The organism is Achromobacter sp. D10 (assembly GCF_035282245.1).
GTDB classification, from domain to species: domain Bacteria; phylum Pseudomonadota; class Gammaproteobacteria; order Burkholderiales; family Burkholderiaceae_B; genus Achromobacter; species Achromobacter insolitus.
The window spans coordinates 20,359-39,152 of record NZ_JAYJLE010000004.1; the positions used below are offsets into that span (position 1 = coordinate 20,359).

The window sequence follows — 18,794 nt, forward strand, 5'->3', positions numbered from 1 at the left end:
GCCCCGGCGGGGATTTGCGGCTCTCAGTAGGACTTGGGCAGCCCCAGCACTTTTTCCGCTATGAAGCACATGATCAGTTGCGGGCTGACCGGCGCGATGCGGGGAATGAAGCTCTCGCGCAGCAGGCGCTCTACGTGGTATTCCTTGGCGTAGCCCATGCCGCCCAGAGTCATGACGGCGGTCTGGCAGGCGTTGTAGCCGGCTTCGGCCGCAAGATACTTGGCCGAGTTGGCGTAGGGACCGCAAGGCTTGCCCGCGTCATAGAGGCTGGCAGCCTTGAAAACCATCAGATCCGCCGCTTCCAGCTGCATCCAGGCCTGAGCCAACGGATGCTGGATCCCCTGGTTCTGGCCTATCGGGCGGCCGAACACCGTACGCTCGCCCGCGTATTTCACGGCGCGTTCCAGTGCTGCGCGGCCGATGCCCACCGCTTCCGCCGCGATGAGGATGCGCTCGGGATTCAGGCCGTGCAGGATGTACTCAAACCCTCGCCCTTCCTCGCCGATGCGGTCGGCCACGGGAATGCGCAGGCCATCGATGAAGAGCATGTTCGAGTCCACCGCCTTGCGGCCCATTTTCTCGATTTCACGCACTTCAATCTTGTCGCGGTTCAGGTCCGTATAAAACAGCGACAGTCCCTGCGTCGGTTTTTCGACATCGGATAGCGGGGTGGTGCGCGCCAACAGCAGCATTTTGTGGGCGACCTGGGCGGTCGATATCCAGATCTTGCGGCCATGCACGACGTATTCGTCGCCTTGGCGTTCGGCGCGGGTACGCAGCTTGGTGGTGTCCAGCCCGGCGTCCGGTTCGGTCACCGCGAAGCAGGCTTTCTCGCGGCCGGCGATCAAGGGTTCCAGCCAGCGGCGGCGCTGCTCGTCGCTGCCAAAGACCACGACCGGGTTCAGGCCGAAGATGTTCATATGGACGGCCGAGGCGCCGGTAAAGCCTGCGCCGGAAGCCGCAATGGTTTGCATCATCAGCGCCGCTTCGGTCATGCCCAGGCCCGCGCCGCCATATTCTTGGGGCATGGCGATGCCCAGCCAGCCGTCGCGAGCCAGATCGGCATGCAGGGGCTCCGGGAAGCCGCCTTCGCGGTCGCGCTCCAGCCAGTATTCATCCGGATAGCGTTCGCAGATTCGGGAGACGGCATCTCGCAGCGCCAGCTGTTCTGGGGTGAATTCAAAGTCCATCAGTCGTTTCCATCGTGAGTGATGCCGCGGGCCGCCAAGGCGTCGATGCAGGCATGGTCGTAGCCGGCCTCGGCCAGCACTTCGCGGCTGTGTTGGCCCAGCCTGGGGGCGGGGCGGCGTATGGAGGTGGGAGTGCTTTCGTATTTGCCGAGAGGAGCGGTTGTGCGGATGGGGCCTTCGCTGGGGTGGTCCATGGTCCGGATAAAGCCGGTCGCGGCCAGATGTTCATCCTGCAGCAGATCGTCCACGGTATAGAGCGGCGAGGCGGGGATGTCCGCCCGCGCCAGTCCTTCTAGCCAGTCCTGGCTGGGCCGGGTGGCGATGACGTCGGCGACAAAGGCGTAGACCTCGCTGATGTGGGCGGCGCGCGCGCCGTGCGAACTGAAACGCGGGTCTTGCGACAGCTCGGGCCGGCCGATCAGATCGAAGAAGTTGCGCCAATGCTTGTCGTTGTAGATAAGCAGGCAGATGTAGCCGTCAGCGGTGGCGTAGGGGCGCCGGTGCGGCGCCAGCAGGCGGGCATAGCCGGTAGGGCCCATCGGCGGATCGAAGGTCGCGCCGCCCAGATGGTCGCCCAGCACAAGGTGAGCCATGCCTTCGAACATGGGAAGTTCGACCTGTTGGCCCCGCCCTGTGCCGCGTGCATGCAGCACCGCGGACAACAGCGCGATGCCGACGTGCAAGCCCACCGCGCGGTCGGCCAGGGTGAGCGGTGCGTAACGCGGCACATCTGCGCTCTGTTGGGCGGAGAGGGCGGCAATGCCGGTCTGTCCCTGGATCAGGTCATCGTAGGCGGGCCGTCCGGCATAGGGACCGGCCTCGCCATAGCCATAGGCGCCCAGGTAAATGATGCGGGGATTGCGCGCTGCCACGGCTTCGTAGGACAAACCGAGCCGGGCCATCGCCTGGGGGCGGATGTTGTAGAGCAGGGCGTCGCAGTCTTCGGCCAGCTTCAGGCAGGCCGTAAGGCCTTCTGGCGTCTTCAGGTCCAGCACGATGGACCGCTTGTTGCGGTTCAGGTGCAAATAGATATGTCCCATCCCCGGATTGCGCATGGGGCCGACCGCGCGCATGTTGTCGCCCGCGGGCGGTTCGACCTTGATGACGTCGGCGCCCAGGTCGGCCAGGACCTGAGTGGCGTAGGGGCCCATGACGACCGTGCTCAAGTCCAGGATGCGCAGGCCCGCCAGGGGGCCGGCCGCAGGCGCTTCGGATTGTGGCTTGTCGCTCATTGCTGCTCGATTCCTGCGTCACGGATCAGCTTGCCCCACAGGTCCAGCTGCGCACTCACGAACTGGGCGAAGGCTTGCGGTGTGCTGGAGAACGCGTCGAACCCCAGGCCGGCCAGGCGTTTTTGCACGTCCGGCTTGGCGACCACCTGGTTGATCGCCGCATTCAGCTTGGCCACGATTTCCGGCGGCATGCCGGCCGGGCCGAAATAGCCATTCCAGGAGTTCAGGTCGAAGTCCTGCACGCCGGATTCGGCCATGGACGGCAGGTCGGGCACGATGGCGCTGCGTTCCGCGGTCGACACCGCCAGGGCACGCAATTGGCCCGACTGCACGAACGGCAAACCGGAAGCGAGGTCGGTGAACATGAAGTCGACCTGCCCGCCCACCACGTCGGTCAGCCCCTGTGGCGTGCCCTTATAGGGCACATGCAGGATGTCGATCTTGGCGCGGTTGGCCAGGGTGGCGCCCGCGACGATGCCGGTGCTGTTCCCGCTGGCATAGGTAATGCGGCCGGGGCGCTGGCGGGCGTCGGCCACCAATTCACCCACCGTTTTCCATGGGCGCTTCGGGTTGACGACCAGAATGAAGGGCAGGTTGCCGCCGCGGGCGATGGGGGTGAAATCCTTGACCGGGTCGTACGGCACGTTTTTCATCAGCCATGGCGCGGCCGAATGAGAGGTATTGGTGGTGACGAACAGCGTGTAGCCGTCGGGCTTGGCGCGCGCCACGTAGTTGGCCGCGATGGTGGCATTGGCTCCAGGTTTGTTCTCCACCACGACCTGCTGGCCCAGGATGGTAGCGAGCTCGGCGCCGAAGATGCGGCCCACCGCGTCGGTGCCCGACCCGGCGGGGAAGGGAACGATCAGGGTGATGGGTTTGGCTGGGTAATCGGCGGCGTGCGCGGCGGGCGCGGTGAACAGGGCCGCGCCGCTCATCAGGGCGGCGCCCAGCAGGGGCAGGACTTTCATTGGGTTGTCTCCAGGTTTGGAATCCAGGCGCGGTTTCTGCGTCCGCGGCCTGAGGCTGTGGCCGCTTCAGGCGGCTGCGGGGGGCGCCGGAAAGCCGCGGATCACGCGGTCGGGGGATTCTTCATAAGGCGGGGTGTAGATCACCAGCAGACGGGCAGGCTCATCGCTCGTGACCGTGAATACGTGCGGAACGTCCGGCGGGAAATAGCAGCAGTCTCCGGGACCCATGTCAGCCCATTCGTCCTGGACTTGGGCCCGCGCCGTGCCGGAAAGCAAGTAGCAGACCTGCTCGATGCCGGGATGGGCGTGCGGCAAGGCCCCTTTGCCTTTGTCGATGACGCCCAGCAGCACTTCCACCCCGCGGGCGCCCACGGTGTCGGGGCCGATCAGGCGGCGGTTCAGGGTGCCGGTGTGGTTGGCAGGGTGATAGCCGGGCACGGAGGCCTCGCGCACGAGCCAGGCCGGGGTCTTGCGTTGTGTCATGTTCAGTCCGAATAAATTTTCATACGTGAAATTATTTTTATGTATGGAAAAAATATCGGCAAGCGGTTTTTAGCGGTGGATACCTTGTCGCTCCCTGGGGGATTAGGGAAAACACGGTGCGTGGACTGCTAAAATCGAAGGCTTATTTCACTCTCGGCCCAGTCATGTCTTCTGCCCGCACGCCCGACGCCTCCGCCACCTTGCCCGATTGGCTGCAGTACCTGGAATCGATCCACGCCACTGCCATCGACATGGGGCTGGACCGGGTGCGGGAAGTGGCCGGCCGGATGGGGCTGGCGTTGTCCGGGGTGAAGTTCGTCGTCGGCGGCACCAATGGCAAGGGGTCCACCTGTGCCATGCTGGAAGCGATCCTGCTCGCGGCCGGCTATAAGGTCGGGCTCTACACTTCGCCTCACCTGATCGACTTCAACGAACGTGCCCGCATCAATGGCCAGATCGCCACGGACGAGGCGTTGATCGCCCAGTTCCAGGCGGTTGAAGCCGCCCGCGGCGAGGTCTCGCTGACCTATTTCGAATTCACCACCTTGGCCATCCTGCGCCTCTTTTCGCAGTCCAGGCTGGACGCCGTGGTGCTGGAGGTCGGCCTGGGCGGTCGCCTGGACGCCGTGAACATTGTCGATGCCGATTGCTCCATCGTCACCAGTGTCGACCTGGACCACACCGACTGGCTGGGCGACACGCGTGAAAAGATCGGCTTCGAGAAAGCCCACATCTACCGCAGCGGGCGGCCGGCCATCTGCAGCGATCCCATGCCTCCGCAATCGCTGCTGGACCATGTCCAGGAAATCGGCGCCGACCTCTGGCTCTTCGGCCGTGATTTCAACTATTCGGGCGATCGCCAGCAGTGGGCTTACGGTGGACGCGAACAGCGCCGCAATTCCCTGGCCTATCCGGCGCTGCGCGGCGCCAATCAGTTGCTGAATGCTTCGGCGGCGCTTGCGGCGCTGGAGTCGGTGCGCGACCGCCTGCCGATACCGCAACAGGCGGTGCGCCTGGGGCTGTTGCAGGCCTCGCTGCCGGGGCGCTTTCAGATCCTGCCGGGCCAGCCCGCGGTCATCCTGGACGTGGCGCATAACCCGCATGCGGCGGCGGTGCTGGCGCAGAACCTCGATAACATGGGTTTCCATCCCTATACCCACGCGGTATTCGGCATGCTGAACGACAAGGACCTGGCCGGTGTGATCGCCAAGCTCGGCACGCGCGTCGACAACTGGTACTGCGCGGGTCTGCCGGGGCCGCGCGGCACGACTGGGGAAGCGCTTGCGCAACAGGTGGCCGCGGCGTTGCCGCCCACACCCGCGGGGGGCGAAAAGCCGGGCATCTCCTCGTATGCGGATCCCGCGCAGGCCTTTGCGGCGGCGCGCGAACGGGCGGGGGAGAATGATAGAATCGTGGTGTTCGGCTCGTTTCTCACCGTAGCCTCGGTTTTGCAGGCTCTGGGTCGCAAGGCATAGGCAGCAGCGGGTCAATCGCGTCCAGGCGGCCCGCCGCCATATCGCCGCAAGGAATTCTCCTCCATGGGTTTTTTCAAACGCAAAGATCCTGCCGATCAGGCGCAGTCCTCCAAGCGGGCGGCAGTGCCCAGCGAGGTGCAGGCTGCGGAGCTGCGCGGCCGCGCGCGGCGCAGGCTGGCAGGCGCTGTCGCACTGGTACTCGCCGCCGTCATCATCCTGCCCATGGTGCTGGATTCGCAGCCCACGCCGGTCGACGACAACATTCCCATCAGGGTGCCGGACCGCAACACGCCGTTCCAGCCGCAAGTGACCGAGCCCCAAGTCGCCGCGCCGCAAACGCCCGCGCCGGGCAGCGCCGCGCCGACGGACCCTTCGGCCATCCCCACGCCGCCTCCGCTGACTTCCGAGCAGCCGCCAGCGACGGCCACGCCGAGCACGCCTCCTGCGGCGCAGCCCGCGACTCCGCCTGCGACCGCGGCCACCACCCCGCCCAAGCCCGAACCCAAGCCGGCCACGCCGCCCAAGCCCGAGCCCAAGCCCGCGACGCCGGCCAAGCCCGACAACCGTTCGGACGACGGCGCGCGCGCGCTGGCGCTGCTGGAAGGACGCCCCGCGCCCGCCACGCCCGCGCCCAAGCCGGCCGCCAAAGGAAACTTCGTATTGCAGATTGCTGCCTACACCACGTCCGAGGACGCCCAGTCGCGGCGCAGCAAGCTGCACCAGGCCGGCGTGACCAACGCATTCGTCGAACAGGCCACCATCAACGGCAAACAGCAGTACCGTCTGCGGGTGGGGCCGTTCCCCTCGCGCGAGGCGGCGCAGGCGGCCCAGGCGCGGTTGCGCACCCTGGGCTATGACAATGGTTTCATTGCCGCCCAATAGTGACCGGCTTCGACTTCGTCGTGCTGGCCATCCTGGCGGTTTCGGGTGTGCTGGGCCTGGTGCGCGGCCTGCTCAAAGAGGTGCTGTCGCTGGTCGCCTATCTGCTGGCTTTCGTGGCCGCGATATGGTGGGGCCCCACAGTCTATGTCTGGCTGGAGCCCTATATTGAAACGACGCTGCTGCGCATGGGAGTTTCGTACGCTGCGGTGTTCATCATCGTGCTGCTTGGCGTGGGGTTGGTCAACATGACGCTTGCCGCCCTGATCCGCAGTACCGGACTGGGTCCCGCCGACCACGGCTTGGGCGGGATGTTCGGGCTGGCTCGTGGCCTGTTGATCGTGCTGGCGCTGGTCGCCGCCGCAGGTTACACGCCGCTGCCGGAAGAGCCGTGGTGGAAGGACGCCATGTTTTCGCATTCGGCCATCGAGGCCATCAAACATATCAAGACGTGGCTGCCGCCGTCCCTGGCGACGTGGCTGCCGTATTGATTAGCTTTACATCAACCAGGAAATCTCACCATGTGTGGAATCGTAGGGGTCATCGGGCGCGGGCCGGTCAACCAGCTGCTCTATGACAGCTTGCTGCTGTTGCAGCATCGCGGGCAGGACGCCGCGGGCATCGCGACATCGCAGGGCAACCAATTCAATATGTACAAGGCGCACGGCCTGGTGCGCGACGTCTTCCGCACGCGCAACATGCGCGCGCTGCCGGGTACGTCGGGTGTGGGCCAGGTCCGCTATCCCACCGCCGGTTCCAGCGCCAGTGAGGAAGAGGCCCAGCCGTTCTACGTCAATGCGCCGTTCGGCATCATGTTCGCCCATAACGGCAACCTGACCAACTGGCGTGAACTGCGCGAATCGCTCTACCGGGTCGACCGCCGCCACATCAATACCAACTCCGATTCCGAAGTCCTGCTGAACGTGCTGGCTCACGAGCTGCAGTCGTCGGCCAATGGTGTGTCCCTGGACGACGACGCCATATTCCGCGCAGTGTCCGCCTTGCACAAGCGCGTGCGCGGCGCGTATGCCGTGGTGGCGCAGATCTCCGGCTATGGCTTGCTGGCTTTCCGCGATCCCAACGGTATCCGTCCGCTGTGCATCGGCCGCCAGGAAACCGAAGAGGGCGTCGAGTGGATGGTTGCTTCGGAATCCGTGGCGCTGGAAGGCAGCGGTTTTGCCTTCGTGCGTGACGTCGAGCCCGGCGAAGCGGTGTTCGTTGATCTGGACGGACGCTTCGTCAGCCGCCAATGCGCCGACAATCCGCAACTGGTGCCCTGCATTTTCGAGTACGTGTACTTCGCGCGTCCGGATTCATTGATTGATGGCGTGTCGGTGTACGACGCCCGTTTGCGCATGGGTGAGTACCTGGCGGACAAGGTGGCGCGCAACATGCGTCTGGGCGACATCGACGTCGTCATGCCGATTCCGGACTCCTCGCGTCCCGCCGCCATGCAGCTGGCCGCGCGCCTGAACCTGGATTACCGCGAAGGCCTGATCAAGAACCGCTACGTCGGCCGTACCTTCATCATGCCGGGCCAGGCCGTGCGCCGTAAATCGGTGCGCCAGAAGCTCAATGCCATCGGCATGGAGTTCAAGGGCAAGAACGTGCTGCTGGTGGATGACTCCATCGTGCGCGGCACCACCAGCCGCGAGATCGTGGACATGGCCCGCGCCGCCGGCGCCAACAAGGTGTATTTCGCTTCGGCCGCGCCTCCGGTCCGTTTCCCGAACGTTTATGGCATCGACATGCCCACGCAGAGCGAACTGATCGCCACCGGCCGCAGCGATGAGGAAATCGCCCGCGCGATCGGCGCCGATTCGTTGGTCTACCAAGACCTGAATGACATGCAACAGGCCGTCCGCGACATCAATCCCAAGCTGTCCCGCTTCGAAGCCTCGTGCTTTGACGGCCAGTACGTCACGGGAGACATCACCCCCGAGTACCTGGCCCGCCTGGGCCAGTCCCGCGCCGAACCGGGCGAGGAAGGGGGCGCCAGCGGCTTGCAGTTCAACATGGGCTACGCCGCTAACGACGCCTGAGATGCCAGGCAGCAAGAAAAATGCCGTCCTTCGGGACGGCATTTTTTTTGGCCGGGCGTCTGTGCGTCTGGAGATTTCAGGTTGAGCTCTTCCATAACGCGACGCGCGTGGCGTCCAGATGCGTCAGGTACAAGCGCAGGTCGAACTCGTACTGATGATATTGCGGCTCCATGCGCAGGCACAGGTTATAGAAGGCCTTGTTGTGGTCCTTCTCCTTCAGATGGGCTAGTTCGTGCACCGTGATCATCTTCAGGAATTCGGCCGGCACCGTCTTGAACAGCGTCGCCACCCGGATCTCATGTTTGGCCTTGAGCTTGCCACCCTGCACGCGCGAGATATAGGTGTGTTGCCCGAGGGCGTGCTGGATCACATGGATCTTGCTGTCGAAGGTCACCTTGTTGATCTGGTCCCCATTGCGCATGTAGGCGTTCTTCAGGTCTGTCACGTACTGGTACAGCGCCCGGTCGGTACGGATGCCGTGGGGGCCGGCGGGGTAGCGTGCCAGGAGCGCCGCGCCTAGCTTGCCCTGGTCGAGCAGTTGCCGGGCCTGGGCGAGCAAGGATTCGGGATATCCGGTCAGGTACTTCAAAGTGGACATGGTCAAGAAAAGCGTGCCGGCACCACCGTCAGGCGTGGCCAGGTCATCAGCGCAGCATGCCCCAGGACCAGCTGGCGCAGGGCGGCGGCATTCCGATCCTCTGGCTGCGCCCGCACGGTGCTTACTGCGAACTGCCGCGCCGGAAGGCGACGGGCAAAGCCATGAAGAAAATGATGACGAAGAGGGCCAGGCTCCACAAGGCGTACTCGATACCCAGCACTGGCACCTTGGCGTCCATGCAGGTGGCATAGATGCCGAACAGCCATGGCACGGCGCTTTCCAGGCCGATGCCGGTCATGAAGCGGTCGGCGAAGGTCTGGTCGCAAGACAGCATGTTGGCCGCCACGCTGTATTGGTACCAGGCGGCGGCGATGCCGCTGAGGGACAGCAGCGCGGTCAGCGCACCGCACAAGCGGGTCAAGACGCGTCCGCCGCCAAATCCGCCCACTAGAGCGATGACGCCGATCACCAGGTATATCAGGCGCTGCATGACGCACCAGGCGCAGGGCGGCATGTCGAAGACGTGCTGCGAAACAAGGGCGACGCCGACGGCGCCAAAGCAAAAGAGGGCGATCAGGCGGAGCAGGCGTTCTGAGCGAGAGGGCATTGTTGTGCTGTAGAGGTTGAAAAAGGGGCCGGACGCTGCATCCGGCCAGGCTTAGGCCTTGGGAATCGGAATTGGTTGCATCACTTGCTGCAATACACCCAGCAGCAGTTCGCGCGAACCTTCCCAGAAGATCTGCACGCCCAGGCAAAGCATGATGAAGGCCGATAGCCGCATGAACACGGCCGTGCCATTGTCCCCCAGCCTATGCAGCATCTGCGCCGCAAAGCGCAGGCAGATGTACAGCGTCACGGAGACAACGATGATACCGGGGATGGAGCCGCCCAGCCGCAGCAGGCTCAGTACGTGGTTCTGGTCCCGCAGCGACACCCCGACGGTGATGGCTGCTGCGATGGAACCGGGGCCGCAGCTGATGGGGAATGTCAGGGGATAGAAGGCGCGGGCCTTGGCCATTTCAGGCGTGAAGGATTCGGCCATGCGCGCCACGCGCTCGGTGTCGGCATCGGGCGAATTCACCAGTCGCCAGGCACTGGCGATGACGAGCATGCCGCCGCCGACCCGCACGATGGACAGCGAGATGCCGAAGAAGCTGAGCAGCACGTTGCCCGCGACCATGGCGACGATCAGCATCAGGCAGACGTTGATCGCCACGCGCTTGGCCAGCACCATGCGGGTGGATGACGAGGCGCCCTCGGTCAGTGACAGGAAGATCGGCGCGATCGCGGGCGGATTCAGGAAAGGCAATAGGGTGGCCAGCGCGAAAAAGAAGCTGGTACCGAAAACGCGCAGATAATCGTTTAGCTCCATGGGGACGGTATCGCCAGGCCGAAAACCGGGATTGTATGCGGTCCCGGCGGCGCTGGCGATGCCAGGCGCCGGTGCTCAGGCGGCGCGCTGCTGGGCTTCCTCGCCCGCCAGGGCATCCAGGATGTCGCGCTCGAACTGCATCTGGCTGCGCGGGCGGGCCAGTGCCGAGCCGTCCACGATGAACACGTCTTCGACGCGGTCGCCCAGCGTCATGATCTTGGCCATGAGCAGGTTTATTTCGTGGCGCGCGAAGACTCGCGCCAGGGCGTGCAGCAGGCCGGGACGGTCGGTTGCGGTTACCGACAAGCGCCACGAGGTGCTGCGTTCGTCAGGCTGGAGTTCGGCCTGCGGCATGACCGGAAACACCCGCGACACTCGCGATTGGCGGCCACGGCCGTAGTACCCGCTGCGGGCCGGCTGCTGCTGGGCGGCCGCGTGCGGATCCCTCAGACGCTCCGCTAATTCATGCTCGACCAGGGTGGCCTGGGCGCGCAGGTCGCTCGCGCCTTCCGGCAGCAGCACGATAAAGCTATCCAGCGCCCAGCCGTGACGCGTGGTGTGGATGCGGGCGTCCTGGATGGAGAGCGACTTGGCGTCGAAATAGCCGCAAATAGCCACGAAGAGGTCGGGCGCATCCCGGGTGTACACCATGATCTGCAGGCCTTCCCCATGTTCGGTGGGGCGGGCCTTCACCACCGCCTGCGCAGGTTCGACCTGGTGGTACAGGTGGCGCGTGTGCCAGGCGATGTCCGAGGCGTCGTGGCGCAGGAAGTAGGCCACGTCGAGCTGGTTCCAGAAGGCCTCCCGGGCGTCGTCGCGCAAGCCAGCCAGGCGGGTGAGGCGGGCGGCCTCTTCCTTGCGTTCGGTCAGCACGGTGTGCGCGTCGGCGTGCGCGCCGCCCAGCGCGGCCAGGGTCAGCTTGTACAGGTCTTCCAGCAGCTTGCCCTTCCACGCGTTCCAGACCTTGGGGCTGGTGCCGCGAATATCGGCCACCGTCAGCAGGTACAGGGCCGTCAGATGGCGTTCGTCCTTCACGGTGGCGGCAAAATCCTGCACCACGGCCGGATCCGACAGGTCGCGCTTTTGCGCCACGGCCGACATCAGCAGGTGCTGGCGGACCAGGAACTCGACCAGCTTGGTGTCCTCGGGCTCCATTCCGTGGTCCTGGGCGAACTTGCGCACTTCGCGTGCGCCCAGCTCGGAGTGGTCGCCGCCACGCCCCTTGGCAATGTCATGGAACAGCGCCGCCACGTACAACAGCCAGTGCCGGTCCAGGCTGGCGATCAATTGGCTGGCCAACGGATACTCCTGCGCATGTTCCGGCATGGTAAAGCGGCGCAGGTTGCGCACGACCGCCAGCGTGTGCTGGTCCACCGTATAGGCGTGGAACAGGTCATGCTGCATCTGCCCCACGATGCGGCGGAACACCGGCAAGTAGCGCGGCAGGATGTTCAGCATGGTCATGCGCCGCAGTTCGTGCACGATGCCGCGCGGCTGCTGCAGGATCTGCAAGAACAGCTTGCGGTTGACCGGGTTGCGGCGGAACTGGGCATCGATGCGGTGGCGCGAATGCCAAATGGCCCGCAGCGTCCGCGCGGACATGCCGGTCAGCTCCGGATGCAGCTGCATTACCAGGAAGGCGCGCAGCAGCAGGGTGGGATTGCGCTCGAACCCATCGTCGCGAATGATGTCCAGGCGGTCGCGCAGATTGCGGAAATCGTCGTCGATATCGCGCGCGTCGCTGTCGGGACGCGGAAATAGCCGTTCTTCGATGTTCTGCACCAGGATGCCGTTCAACTGCGTCACCAGGCGCGCCGCCCAGTAGTAGCGCTGCATCAGCAGTTCGCTGCCGCGGCGGGTGGCGGTGGCGTGGATGCCGTAGACCTCGGCCAGCGCGGGTTGCAGGTCGAACAGCACGCGGTCTTCACGGCGGTTCGCCAGCAGGTGCAGCTCGATGCGCAGGCGTTTGAAGGCCTGTTCCGCGCGGCGCAGGTCGCGCGCCTCGGATGAGGTCAGCAGGCCGGCCTGGGCCACGGACCGCCAACTATTGCCAAAGCCCGCCGCCCTTGCCATCCACAGAATCACCTGCAGGTCGCGCAGCCCCCCGGGCGACTCCTTGCAATTGGGTTCCAGCGCGTAGGGCGTGTCGTGGTAGCGGGCGTGGCGCTGCTGCATTTCGACGCGCTTGGCGCGAAAGAAGGCGCGCGGGTCCAGGCGGGACCGTGTGGCAGCCTCGAACGCCTTCATCAACGTGCGGCTGCCGGCCAGCCAGCGGGATTCCAGCAAGGCGGTTTCCACGGTGATGTCGGCATCGGCCTCGCGCTCGCAATCTTCGATGGTGCGCACGCTATGCCCGGGCTCCAGGCCCAGGTCCCACAGCGAGGCCACCAGCTTCTCGATAGCCGCTTCTTCGTCCGGGGTGGGGGCGTGCGGCAGCAGGATGAGCAGGTCTACGTCGGAATGAGGGTAGAGTTCGCCCCGGCCATAACCGCCCACGGCGGCCAGGGTGGCTCCAGCGGGCAGCGGGCAGTGCTTGACCAGGTCCCGCAGTGCGGCGTCAACGATGCGGCGCAGCTCGGACAGCAGAGTGTCCGGCCGCAGGTGGGTGCGGAACTGCGCCACCGCGGTCCGCCGGGCTTCCTGGATGCGTTCGCGCAGGGCGCTGAGGGTTGCGGCGGTCATGGTGGCTATGCAGATGCTTCAGACGGCGGGGATGATGAGGGGTTCGGTGATGAAGGCGGGCGGTTGGGGCATGCCAGGCGACAGGGTCAGAACCTCGTAGCCGGTATCCGTGACGCAGACAGCATGCTCCCATTGCGCGGACAGGCTGTGGTCTCGGGTCACGACCGTCCAGCCGTCGGACAGCTGGCGGATTTCGCGGCGTCCGGCGTTGATCATGGGCTCGATGGTGAACAGCATGCCGGTCGTCAGCTTCACGCCCGTGCCGGGTTTGCCATAGTGCAGCACCTGCGGATCTTCATGGAAACGTTGGCCGATGCCGTGACCGCAGAACTCGCGCACCACTGAAAAACCGTTGGATTCCGCGTGCTTCTGGATGGCGTTGCCGATATCGCCGAGCGTGGCCCCATTTTTTACCTGCTGGATCCCCTTCCACATGCACTCGAAGGTGATCTCGGTCAGGCGGCGCGACAAGATGGACTGTTCACCCACGGCGTACATGCGGCTGGTGTCGCCGAACCAGCCATCCTTGATGATGGTGACGTCGATGTTCAGCGAATCCCCGTTTTTGAGCACCTTGTCGCCCGGGATGCCGTGGCACACTTGGTGGTTGACCGAGGTGCAGATGGCGCCGGGAAAGGGGGGGTAGCCCGGGGGCGCATAGCCCACGGTGGCGGACTTCACGCCCAGTTCGTCGGTCAGGTATTCCAGGCAGAGGCGGTCCAGTTCCCCGGTCGTGACCCCGGGCTTGACGTGCGGGGTGATGAAATCGAGGACTTTGGCGGCGTCCTGGCAGGCGGCGCGCATCTTGGCCAGGTCGGCTTGATTGGTAATAGTGCCCATGAAGTAGCTTGGCGATGTCTCGCTTGAATGTCTGCTTGAAAGAATAGTAGAATTATAGGCTTCCCTAAAATTTTGGGGAGCAATCGGGTTACGGCAAAGGCTGAACCCGGCGGGTGCTGGCCTTTGGCATTGATGCGTACCAGGCAAGCCCGGCAGGTAATTTGGCAGCGGATCGATTCTGATCGGCGGCAGGTTCTGAAGTCACCGCAAGCGAAGGTTGTGGAGCGAATTCGGGGCCGGCCGTGGGTTATGGAACGGGAACTTGCTGAAAAACTGGCCGTGCGGGCGTGGCGGCAACAATCCGACGGACTTGCGGAAGCTGGGGCGCGGCGTGCTTGTAAGCCCGGTCATGTTTTAGAGCGGCGATGCAGGCTCAGGGTCTGGACTCGGTGCGGATGTCGGATTAAGTTCTTGAAAATGTTCGCATTTTCTTAAGAAATGCCCCGACGGTCTGATGCGCGGTCGAACTGAAGCCGGGGTTCAATCCCCACGCTTGAACGCGAAGAGCTGGATTTTCCAGAGCTGGATTTCGCTGCCAACAAAACAGGTCCGGGTGCGCTTTCGGGAAACCGCCGGAAACTTCCAGGAAATTCCTGGTGGGTCTGGATAAGCGCCTGCAGGCATGCGGTGTGAGGCTCTTGGTCGTGGCGGCCGTCTGGGTTTATCGCGGCAGCGTAGTAGAAGGCGCCAGAGGCGCTGTAGTTATTGCGGCAGTGATCGGTCGGCCCGGTTAAAATTTTGTCATCCCGCGTAGGCGGGAAATCGCGTGCAACACCACCCAGGGTGTCAGCCAGAGGCTGATGCAGGTGTGGCACAAGAAATCAACCCTTGGAGAAAGTTATGTCTTTGATGCGCGAAATGCTGGAAGCGGGTGTCCACTTCGGTCACCAGACCCGCTACTGGAACCCCAAGATGGCCCCCTATATCTTCGGCCATCGCAACAAGATTCACATCATCAACCTCGAAAAGACGGTTGATAAGTACCAGGAAGCCACCAAGTTCGTGAAGCAGCTGGCTGCTCGCGGTGGCAACATCCTGTTCGTCGGCACCAAGCGCGCTGCTCGCGAGCTGGTCGCTGCCGAAGCCGCGCGTTGCGGCATGCCTTTCGTCGACGCCCGCTGGCTCGGCGGTATGCTGACCAACTTCAAGACGGTCAAGACCTCGGTCAAGCGCCTGAAGGATATGGAAGCCGTGGTCGCCGAAGGCGGCGCCGAGCGCATGATCAAGAAGGAAGGCCTGCTGTTCCAACGCGAACTGGAAAAGCTGAACAAGTCGATCGGCGGCATCAAGGACATGAACGGTCTGCCCGACGCCATTTTCGTGATCGACGTCGGCTATCACAAGATTGCCATCGCCGAAGCCAAGACCCTGGGCATCCCCGTGGTCGCCGTGGTTGACACCAACCACTCGCCCGAAGGCATCGACTACGTGATCCCCGGCAACGACGACTCGGCCAAGGCCATCGCGCTGTACGCCAAGGGCATCGCCGACGCCGTGCTGGAAGGCCGCGAGCAGAACCTGAACGGTCTGGTCGAAGAGCTGGGCGAAGGCCAGGAAGAGTTCGTCGAAGTCCAGGACAACCAGGCCTAAGCCTATTGTCATGTCCGGCGGTTAGTGTCTGGGAGCGGTTCCGAATGCGGGTCCGCTCCCGCCTCGCCGGCAGTGCGAAGGTGGGCTCCCATCTTCCTGATCCGCGAATCGCGGATGTCCCATCGAATCAAACCACTGTCCCGGTGTGCCGGGGCATGTTCTAGCAAATTGGAGCAAACATGGCTGAAATTACCGCTGCCCTGGTCAAGGAACTGCGCGAAAAGACCGACGCCCCCATGATGGAGTGCAAGAAGGCCTTGACGGAAGCCGAGGGCGACCTGGCCCGCGCCGAGGAAATCCTGCGCGTCAAGCTGGGCAACAAGGCCAGCAAGGCTGCCGCCCGCGTCACCGCTGAAGGCCTGATCGGTCTGTTCATCTCCGCCGACGCCAAGAAAGGCGCCGTCATCGAAGTCAACTGCGAAACCGACTTCGTCGCCAAGAACGACGATTTCGTGGCTTTCGTGAACAAGCTGGCCGAACTGGTCGCTACGCAGAACCCGGCCGACGTGGCCGCTCTGTCGGCGCTGCCCTACGGCGACGGCACGGTCGAATCGACCCGTACCGCCCTGATCGGCAAGATCGGCGAAAACATGGCAATCCGCCGCTTCGAACGCATCGAGACCCCGAACGCGCTGGCCAGCTACGTGCACGGCGGCCGCATCGGCGTGCTGGTTGAGTACTCGGGCGCCGAGGAAGTGGGCAAGGACCTGGCGATGCACATCGCCGCCACCAAGCCCAAGGCCCTGAACGCTGACGGCGTGAACCCCGCTGACATCGCTGCCGAGCGCTCGGTTGCCGAGCAGAAGGCCGCTGAATCGGGCAAGCCTGCCGAAATCGTCGCCAAGATGGTCGAAGGCTCGGTGCAGAAGTTCCTGAAGGAAGTCACCCTGCTGTCGCAGCCGTTCGTCAAGGACGACAAGGCCACGGTCGAGCAGATGCTCAAGGCCAAGGGCGCTTCGATCAGCAAGTTCGTGCTGTTCGTTGTCGGCGAAGGTATCGAGAAGAAGACCAGCGATTTCGCCGCTGAGGTCGCCGCCGCCGCCGCTGGCCGCGCCTGACCCCAGGGTAGTGCTTAAAGGCCGGCGCTAGATTAAATTCTAGTCCGGCCTATTTCTTGTCTTACACTTTCGTCGGATTGTTCTTCGGGATATCACCTATGAGCAGCAGAGCATACAAACGGGTTCTTCTCAAACTTTCCGGCGAGGCGCTGATGGGCGACGATGCATTCGGCATCAATCGCTCCACCATCGTCCGCATGACCGATGAGATCGCCGAAGTCGCCGCCACTGGCGTAGAACTGGCCATCGTCATCGGCGGGGGCAATATTTTCCGTGGCGTCGCCCCGGGCGCGCAGGGCATGGACCGCGCGACCGCCGACTACATGGGCATGATGGCCACCATCATGAACGCGCTTGCACTGCAGGACGCGCTCAAGCACAAGGGTATCGACACCCGCGTGCAGTCGGCCTTGAACATCGATCAGGTCGTCGAACCCTACATCCGCCCGAAGGCCCTGCGTTACCTCGAAGAGGGCAAGGTCGTCATCTTCGCGGCGGGCACGGGCAATCCCTTCTTCACCACGGACACCGCTGCCGCGCTGCGCGGCGCCGAGATCGGTGCGGAAATCGTGCTGAAGGCCACCAAGGTCGACGGCATCTACAGCGCGGATCCCAACAAGGATCCCACCGCCACGCGTTACTCGCGCATCAGCTTCGACGAAGCGATTGTCCGCCGTCTGGAAGTCATGGACGCCACGGCCTTCGCGCTGTGCCGCGACCAGAAACTGCCGATCAAAGTGTTTTCGATCAATAAGTCCGGCGCCCTCAAGCGGGTGGTCAGCGGCGAAGACGAAGGCACTTTGGTACACGTCTAAAGAAAAGGAAATTCCATGAGCGTCGCAGAAATCCGCAAATCCGCCGAAGCCAGGATGGCCAAGTCGCTTGACACGCTCAAGACCAACCTGGCCAAGATCCGCACGGGCCGCGCCCATACCGGCATCCTGGACCACGTGCAGGTCGAGTATTACGGCTCGCCCGTGCCGATCAGCCAGGTCGGCAACGTGAACCTCGTCGACGCTCGCACCATCAGCGTGCAGCCCTACGAGAAGCACATGGCCTCCGTGATCGAAAAAGCCATCCGCGAATCGGACCTGGGCCTGAACCCCATGTCGATGGGCGACACCATCCGCGTGCCGATGCCCGCGCTGACCGAGGAGCGCCGTCGCGACCTGACCAAAGTGGTCCGCAGTGAAGGCGAGGACGCCAAGGTCGCCGTGCGCAACCTGCGCCGCGAAGCCAACGAAGCGCTGAAGAAGCTGGTCAAGGACAAGGAAATCTCCGAGGACGACGAACGCCGTTCTCAGGACGACGTCCAGAAGCTGACCGATCGCAACGTGGCCGACATCGACAAGATGGTCGCGCAGAAAGAAGCGGAAATCATGACCGTATAATTCCTGCATGCCTCAGGATGGTCGGCTGGCCGTATCATCCCGAGGACCAGGATTTCCTGCCTGAGCGCCGTCCTGTCCATTGTTCCGCAGCAACACTGCGTAGCCGTGGGCCGACGGCGCAGGCTTTTCTCCCTGTATTTTCCGTTTTCGCCGTTTCACCGCGCGCAGCTCCAGACCAATGGCAACCAGTTCGACCCAGGCGGTTCCCGCTACTCGCGACATTCCCGAGCACGTGGCCATCATCATGGATGGCAATGGCCGGTGGGCGACGAGACGGCTGCTGCCGCGTACTGCGGGGCACGCCAAGGGCGTGCAAGCGGTGCGGCGTGTCGTTGAGGCCTGCGGCCGCGCCGGCGTGCGTTATCTGACCCTGTTCGCCTTCAGTTCCGAGAACTGGCGCAGGCCAGCCGAGGAAGTATCGCTTTTGATGCGCTTGTTCGTGCAGGCGCTGGAGCGTGAGATCGGCAAGCTCGAAGAGCAGGGCGTGCGCCTGCACGTCATTGGCGACCTGTCCGCCTTCGAGCCCCGGCTGCAAGAGTTGATCTTCGCGGCGCAGGAACGCACCGCCCACAACGACCGCCTGCACCTGACGGTCGCCGCGAACTATGGTGGCCGCTGGGACATCTTGCAGGCCACTCGCGCCATGCTGGCCGCCGAGCCCGCGTTGGCCTCTCAGCCCCATCTAGTGGACGAGGAGCGCCTTTCCCGCCACCTGTCCATGTCATGGGCACCCGAACCGGACCTGTTCATCCGCACCGGCGGCGAACAGCGTATTTCCAATTTCCTGATCTGGCAGATGGCCTACGCGGAGTTCTACTTCACGGACCGCTATTGGCCGGACTTTGGCGCTGCCGAGCTCGCAGCCGCCTTTGACTGGTATCGCACGCGCGAGCGCCGTTTTGGCCGCACCAGCGCGCAACTCAGCGAAGACGGCGCGCAATAAACGGACGGCGACTAGCGCGTCTTTCCAGGGCTGTACACGAGGAGACCGTCA

Annotated in this window: 18 protein-coding genes; 9 read left to right on the forward strand and 9 right to left on the reverse strand. The window is 64.1% G+C overall.

Translation table 11 applies throughout. The annotated features are described in order from the left end of the window. Positions 1-23: 23 nt before the first annotated feature. The 4 genes from VCS63_RS12410 to VCS63_RS12425 all read right to left on the reverse strand — a co-directional run bounded on the left by VCS63_RS12410 (position 24) and on the right by VCS63_RS12425 (position 3,873). Positions 24-1,190 carry an acyl-CoA dehydrogenase family protein gene (locus VCS63_RS12410; protein WP_042793311.1) on the reverse strand — a complete coding sequence of 389 codons (1,167 nt, stop codon included), beginning with the start codon at positions 1,188-1,190 and terminating at the stop codon, positions 24-26. Next, a complete protein-coding gene (locus VCS63_RS12415) occupies positions 1,190-2,422 on the reverse strand; it encodes a CaiB/BaiF CoA transferase family protein (protein WP_175198925.1) in 1,233 nt (410 codons plus the stop codon). Before VCS63_RS12415 ends, VCS63_RS12410 begins: the two co-directional genes overlap by 1 nt. Then, entirely contained in the window at positions 2,419-3,390 is a 972-nt protein-coding gene (locus VCS63_RS12420) for a tripartite tricarboxylate transporter substrate binding protein (RefSeq protein ID WP_308023989.1), read from the reverse strand. The genes VCS63_RS12415 and VCS63_RS12420 overlap by 4 nt, the downstream gene beginning before the upstream one ends. 66 nt (positions 3,391-3,456) lie before the next feature. Further along, positions 3,457-3,873, reverse strand: a complete 417-nt coding sequence (locus VCS63_RS12425) for a cupin domain-containing protein (protein ID WP_063640840.1) — start codon at positions 3,871-3,873, stop codon at positions 3,457-3,459. Positions 3,874-4,037: 164 nt separating this feature from the next. On the opposite strand from VCS63_RS12425, the gene folC reads away from it, so the two are divergent. From folC to purF, 4 genes are all read left to right on the forward strand, one after another. Further along, on the forward strand, positions 4,038-5,348 hold the full coding sequence (gene folC / locus VCS63_RS12430) for a bifunctional tetrahydrofolate synthase/dihydrofolate synthase (protein WP_253637257.1): 1,311 nt from the start codon (positions 4,038-4,040) through the stop codon (positions 5,346-5,348). 63 nt (positions 5,349-5,411) lie between these two features. Next, complete coding sequence (locus VCS63_RS12435; protein WP_063640838.1) at positions 5,412-6,230, forward strand: SPOR domain-containing protein; 819 nt, start codon at positions 5,412-5,414, stop codon at positions 6,228-6,230. After that, on the forward strand, positions 6,230-6,718 hold the full coding sequence (locus VCS63_RS12440) for a CvpA family protein (RefSeq protein WP_042793315.1): 489 nt from the start codon (positions 6,230-6,232) through the stop codon (positions 6,716-6,718). The genes VCS63_RS12435 and VCS63_RS12440 overlap by 1 nt, the downstream gene beginning before the upstream one ends. Positions 6,719-6,748: 30 nt before the next feature. Then, entirely contained in the window at positions 6,749-8,269 is a 1,521-nt protein-coding gene (purF, locus tag VCS63_RS12445; protein WP_042793316.1) for an amidophosphoribosyltransferase, read from the forward strand. 76 nt (positions 8,270-8,345) lie between these two features. Here purF and VCS63_RS12450 read toward each other — a convergent pair whose 3' ends face one another. The 5 genes from VCS63_RS12450 to map all read right to left on the reverse strand — a co-directional run bounded on the left by VCS63_RS12450 (position 8,346) and on the right by map (position 13,761). Continuing rightward, positions 8,346-8,867 (reverse strand): M48 family metallopeptidase, encoded by a 522-nt coding sequence (locus tag VCS63_RS12450; protein ID WP_323879921.1) that lies wholly within the window; start codon positions 8,865-8,867, stop codon positions 8,346-8,348. A gap of 121 nt (positions 8,868-8,988) precedes the next feature. Further along, positions 8,989-9,474 carry a disulfide bond formation protein B gene (locus VCS63_RS12455; RefSeq protein ID WP_063640836.1) on the reverse strand — a complete coding sequence of 162 codons (486 nt, stop codon included), beginning with the start codon at positions 9,472-9,474 and terminating at the stop codon, positions 8,989-8,991. A 51-nt stretch (positions 9,475-9,525) separates the two neighbouring features. Then, positions 9,526-10,239, reverse strand: coding sequence for a MarC family protein (locus VCS63_RS12460; RefSeq protein WP_059380355.1), 714 nt, complete (start codon positions 10,237-10,239; stop codon positions 9,526-9,528). A 75-nt stretch (positions 10,240-10,314) separates the two neighbouring features. After that, positions 10,315-12,921 (reverse strand): [protein-PII] uridylyltransferase, encoded by a 2,607-nt coding sequence (locus tag VCS63_RS12465; protein ID WP_323879923.1) that lies wholly within the window; start codon positions 12,919-12,921, stop codon positions 10,315-10,317. An 18-nt stretch (positions 12,922-12,939) separates the two neighbouring features. After that, entirely contained in the window at positions 12,940-13,761 is an 822-nt protein-coding gene (gene map, locus VCS63_RS12470; RefSeq protein WP_042793319.1) for a type I methionyl aminopeptidase, read from the reverse strand. Between the two features lie 840 nt (positions 13,762-14,601). On the opposite strand from map, the gene rpsB reads away from it, so the two are divergent. The 5 genes from rpsB to uppS all read left to right on the forward strand — a co-directional run bounded on the left by rpsB (position 14,602) and on the right by uppS (position 18,743). Continuing rightward, the gene (gene rpsB / locus VCS63_RS12475) at positions 14,602-15,351 is read left to right on the forward strand and encodes a 30S ribosomal protein S2 (RefSeq protein WP_042793320.1); all 750 of its coding nucleotides are present in this window, start codon (positions 14,602-14,604) and stop codon (positions 15,349-15,351) included. Between the two features lie 179 nt (positions 15,352-15,530). Further along, positions 15,531-16,409 (forward strand): translation elongation factor Ts, encoded by an 879-nt coding sequence (gene tsf / locus VCS63_RS12480; protein ID WP_042793321.1) that lies wholly within the window; start codon positions 15,531-15,533, stop codon positions 16,407-16,409. Between the two features lie 98 nt (positions 16,410-16,507). Further along, entirely contained in the window at positions 16,508-17,224 is a 717-nt protein-coding gene (pyrH, locus tag VCS63_RS12485; RefSeq protein ID WP_008167708.1) for a UMP kinase, read from the forward strand. A 15-nt stretch (positions 17,225-17,239) separates the two neighbouring features. Then, positions 17,240-17,800: a ribosome recycling factor gene (gene frr / locus VCS63_RS12490; RefSeq protein WP_063640834.1), complete on the forward strand. Its 561-nt coding sequence runs from the start codon at positions 17,240-17,242 to the stop codon at positions 17,798-17,800. Positions 17,801-17,978: 178 nt separating this feature from the next. Then, on the forward strand, positions 17,979-18,743 hold the full coding sequence (uppS, locus tag VCS63_RS12495) for a polyprenyl diphosphate synthase (protein WP_063960969.1): 765 nt from the start codon (positions 17,979-17,981) through the stop codon (positions 18,741-18,743). The last annotated feature ends 51 nt before the right edge of the window (positions 18,744-18,794 follow it).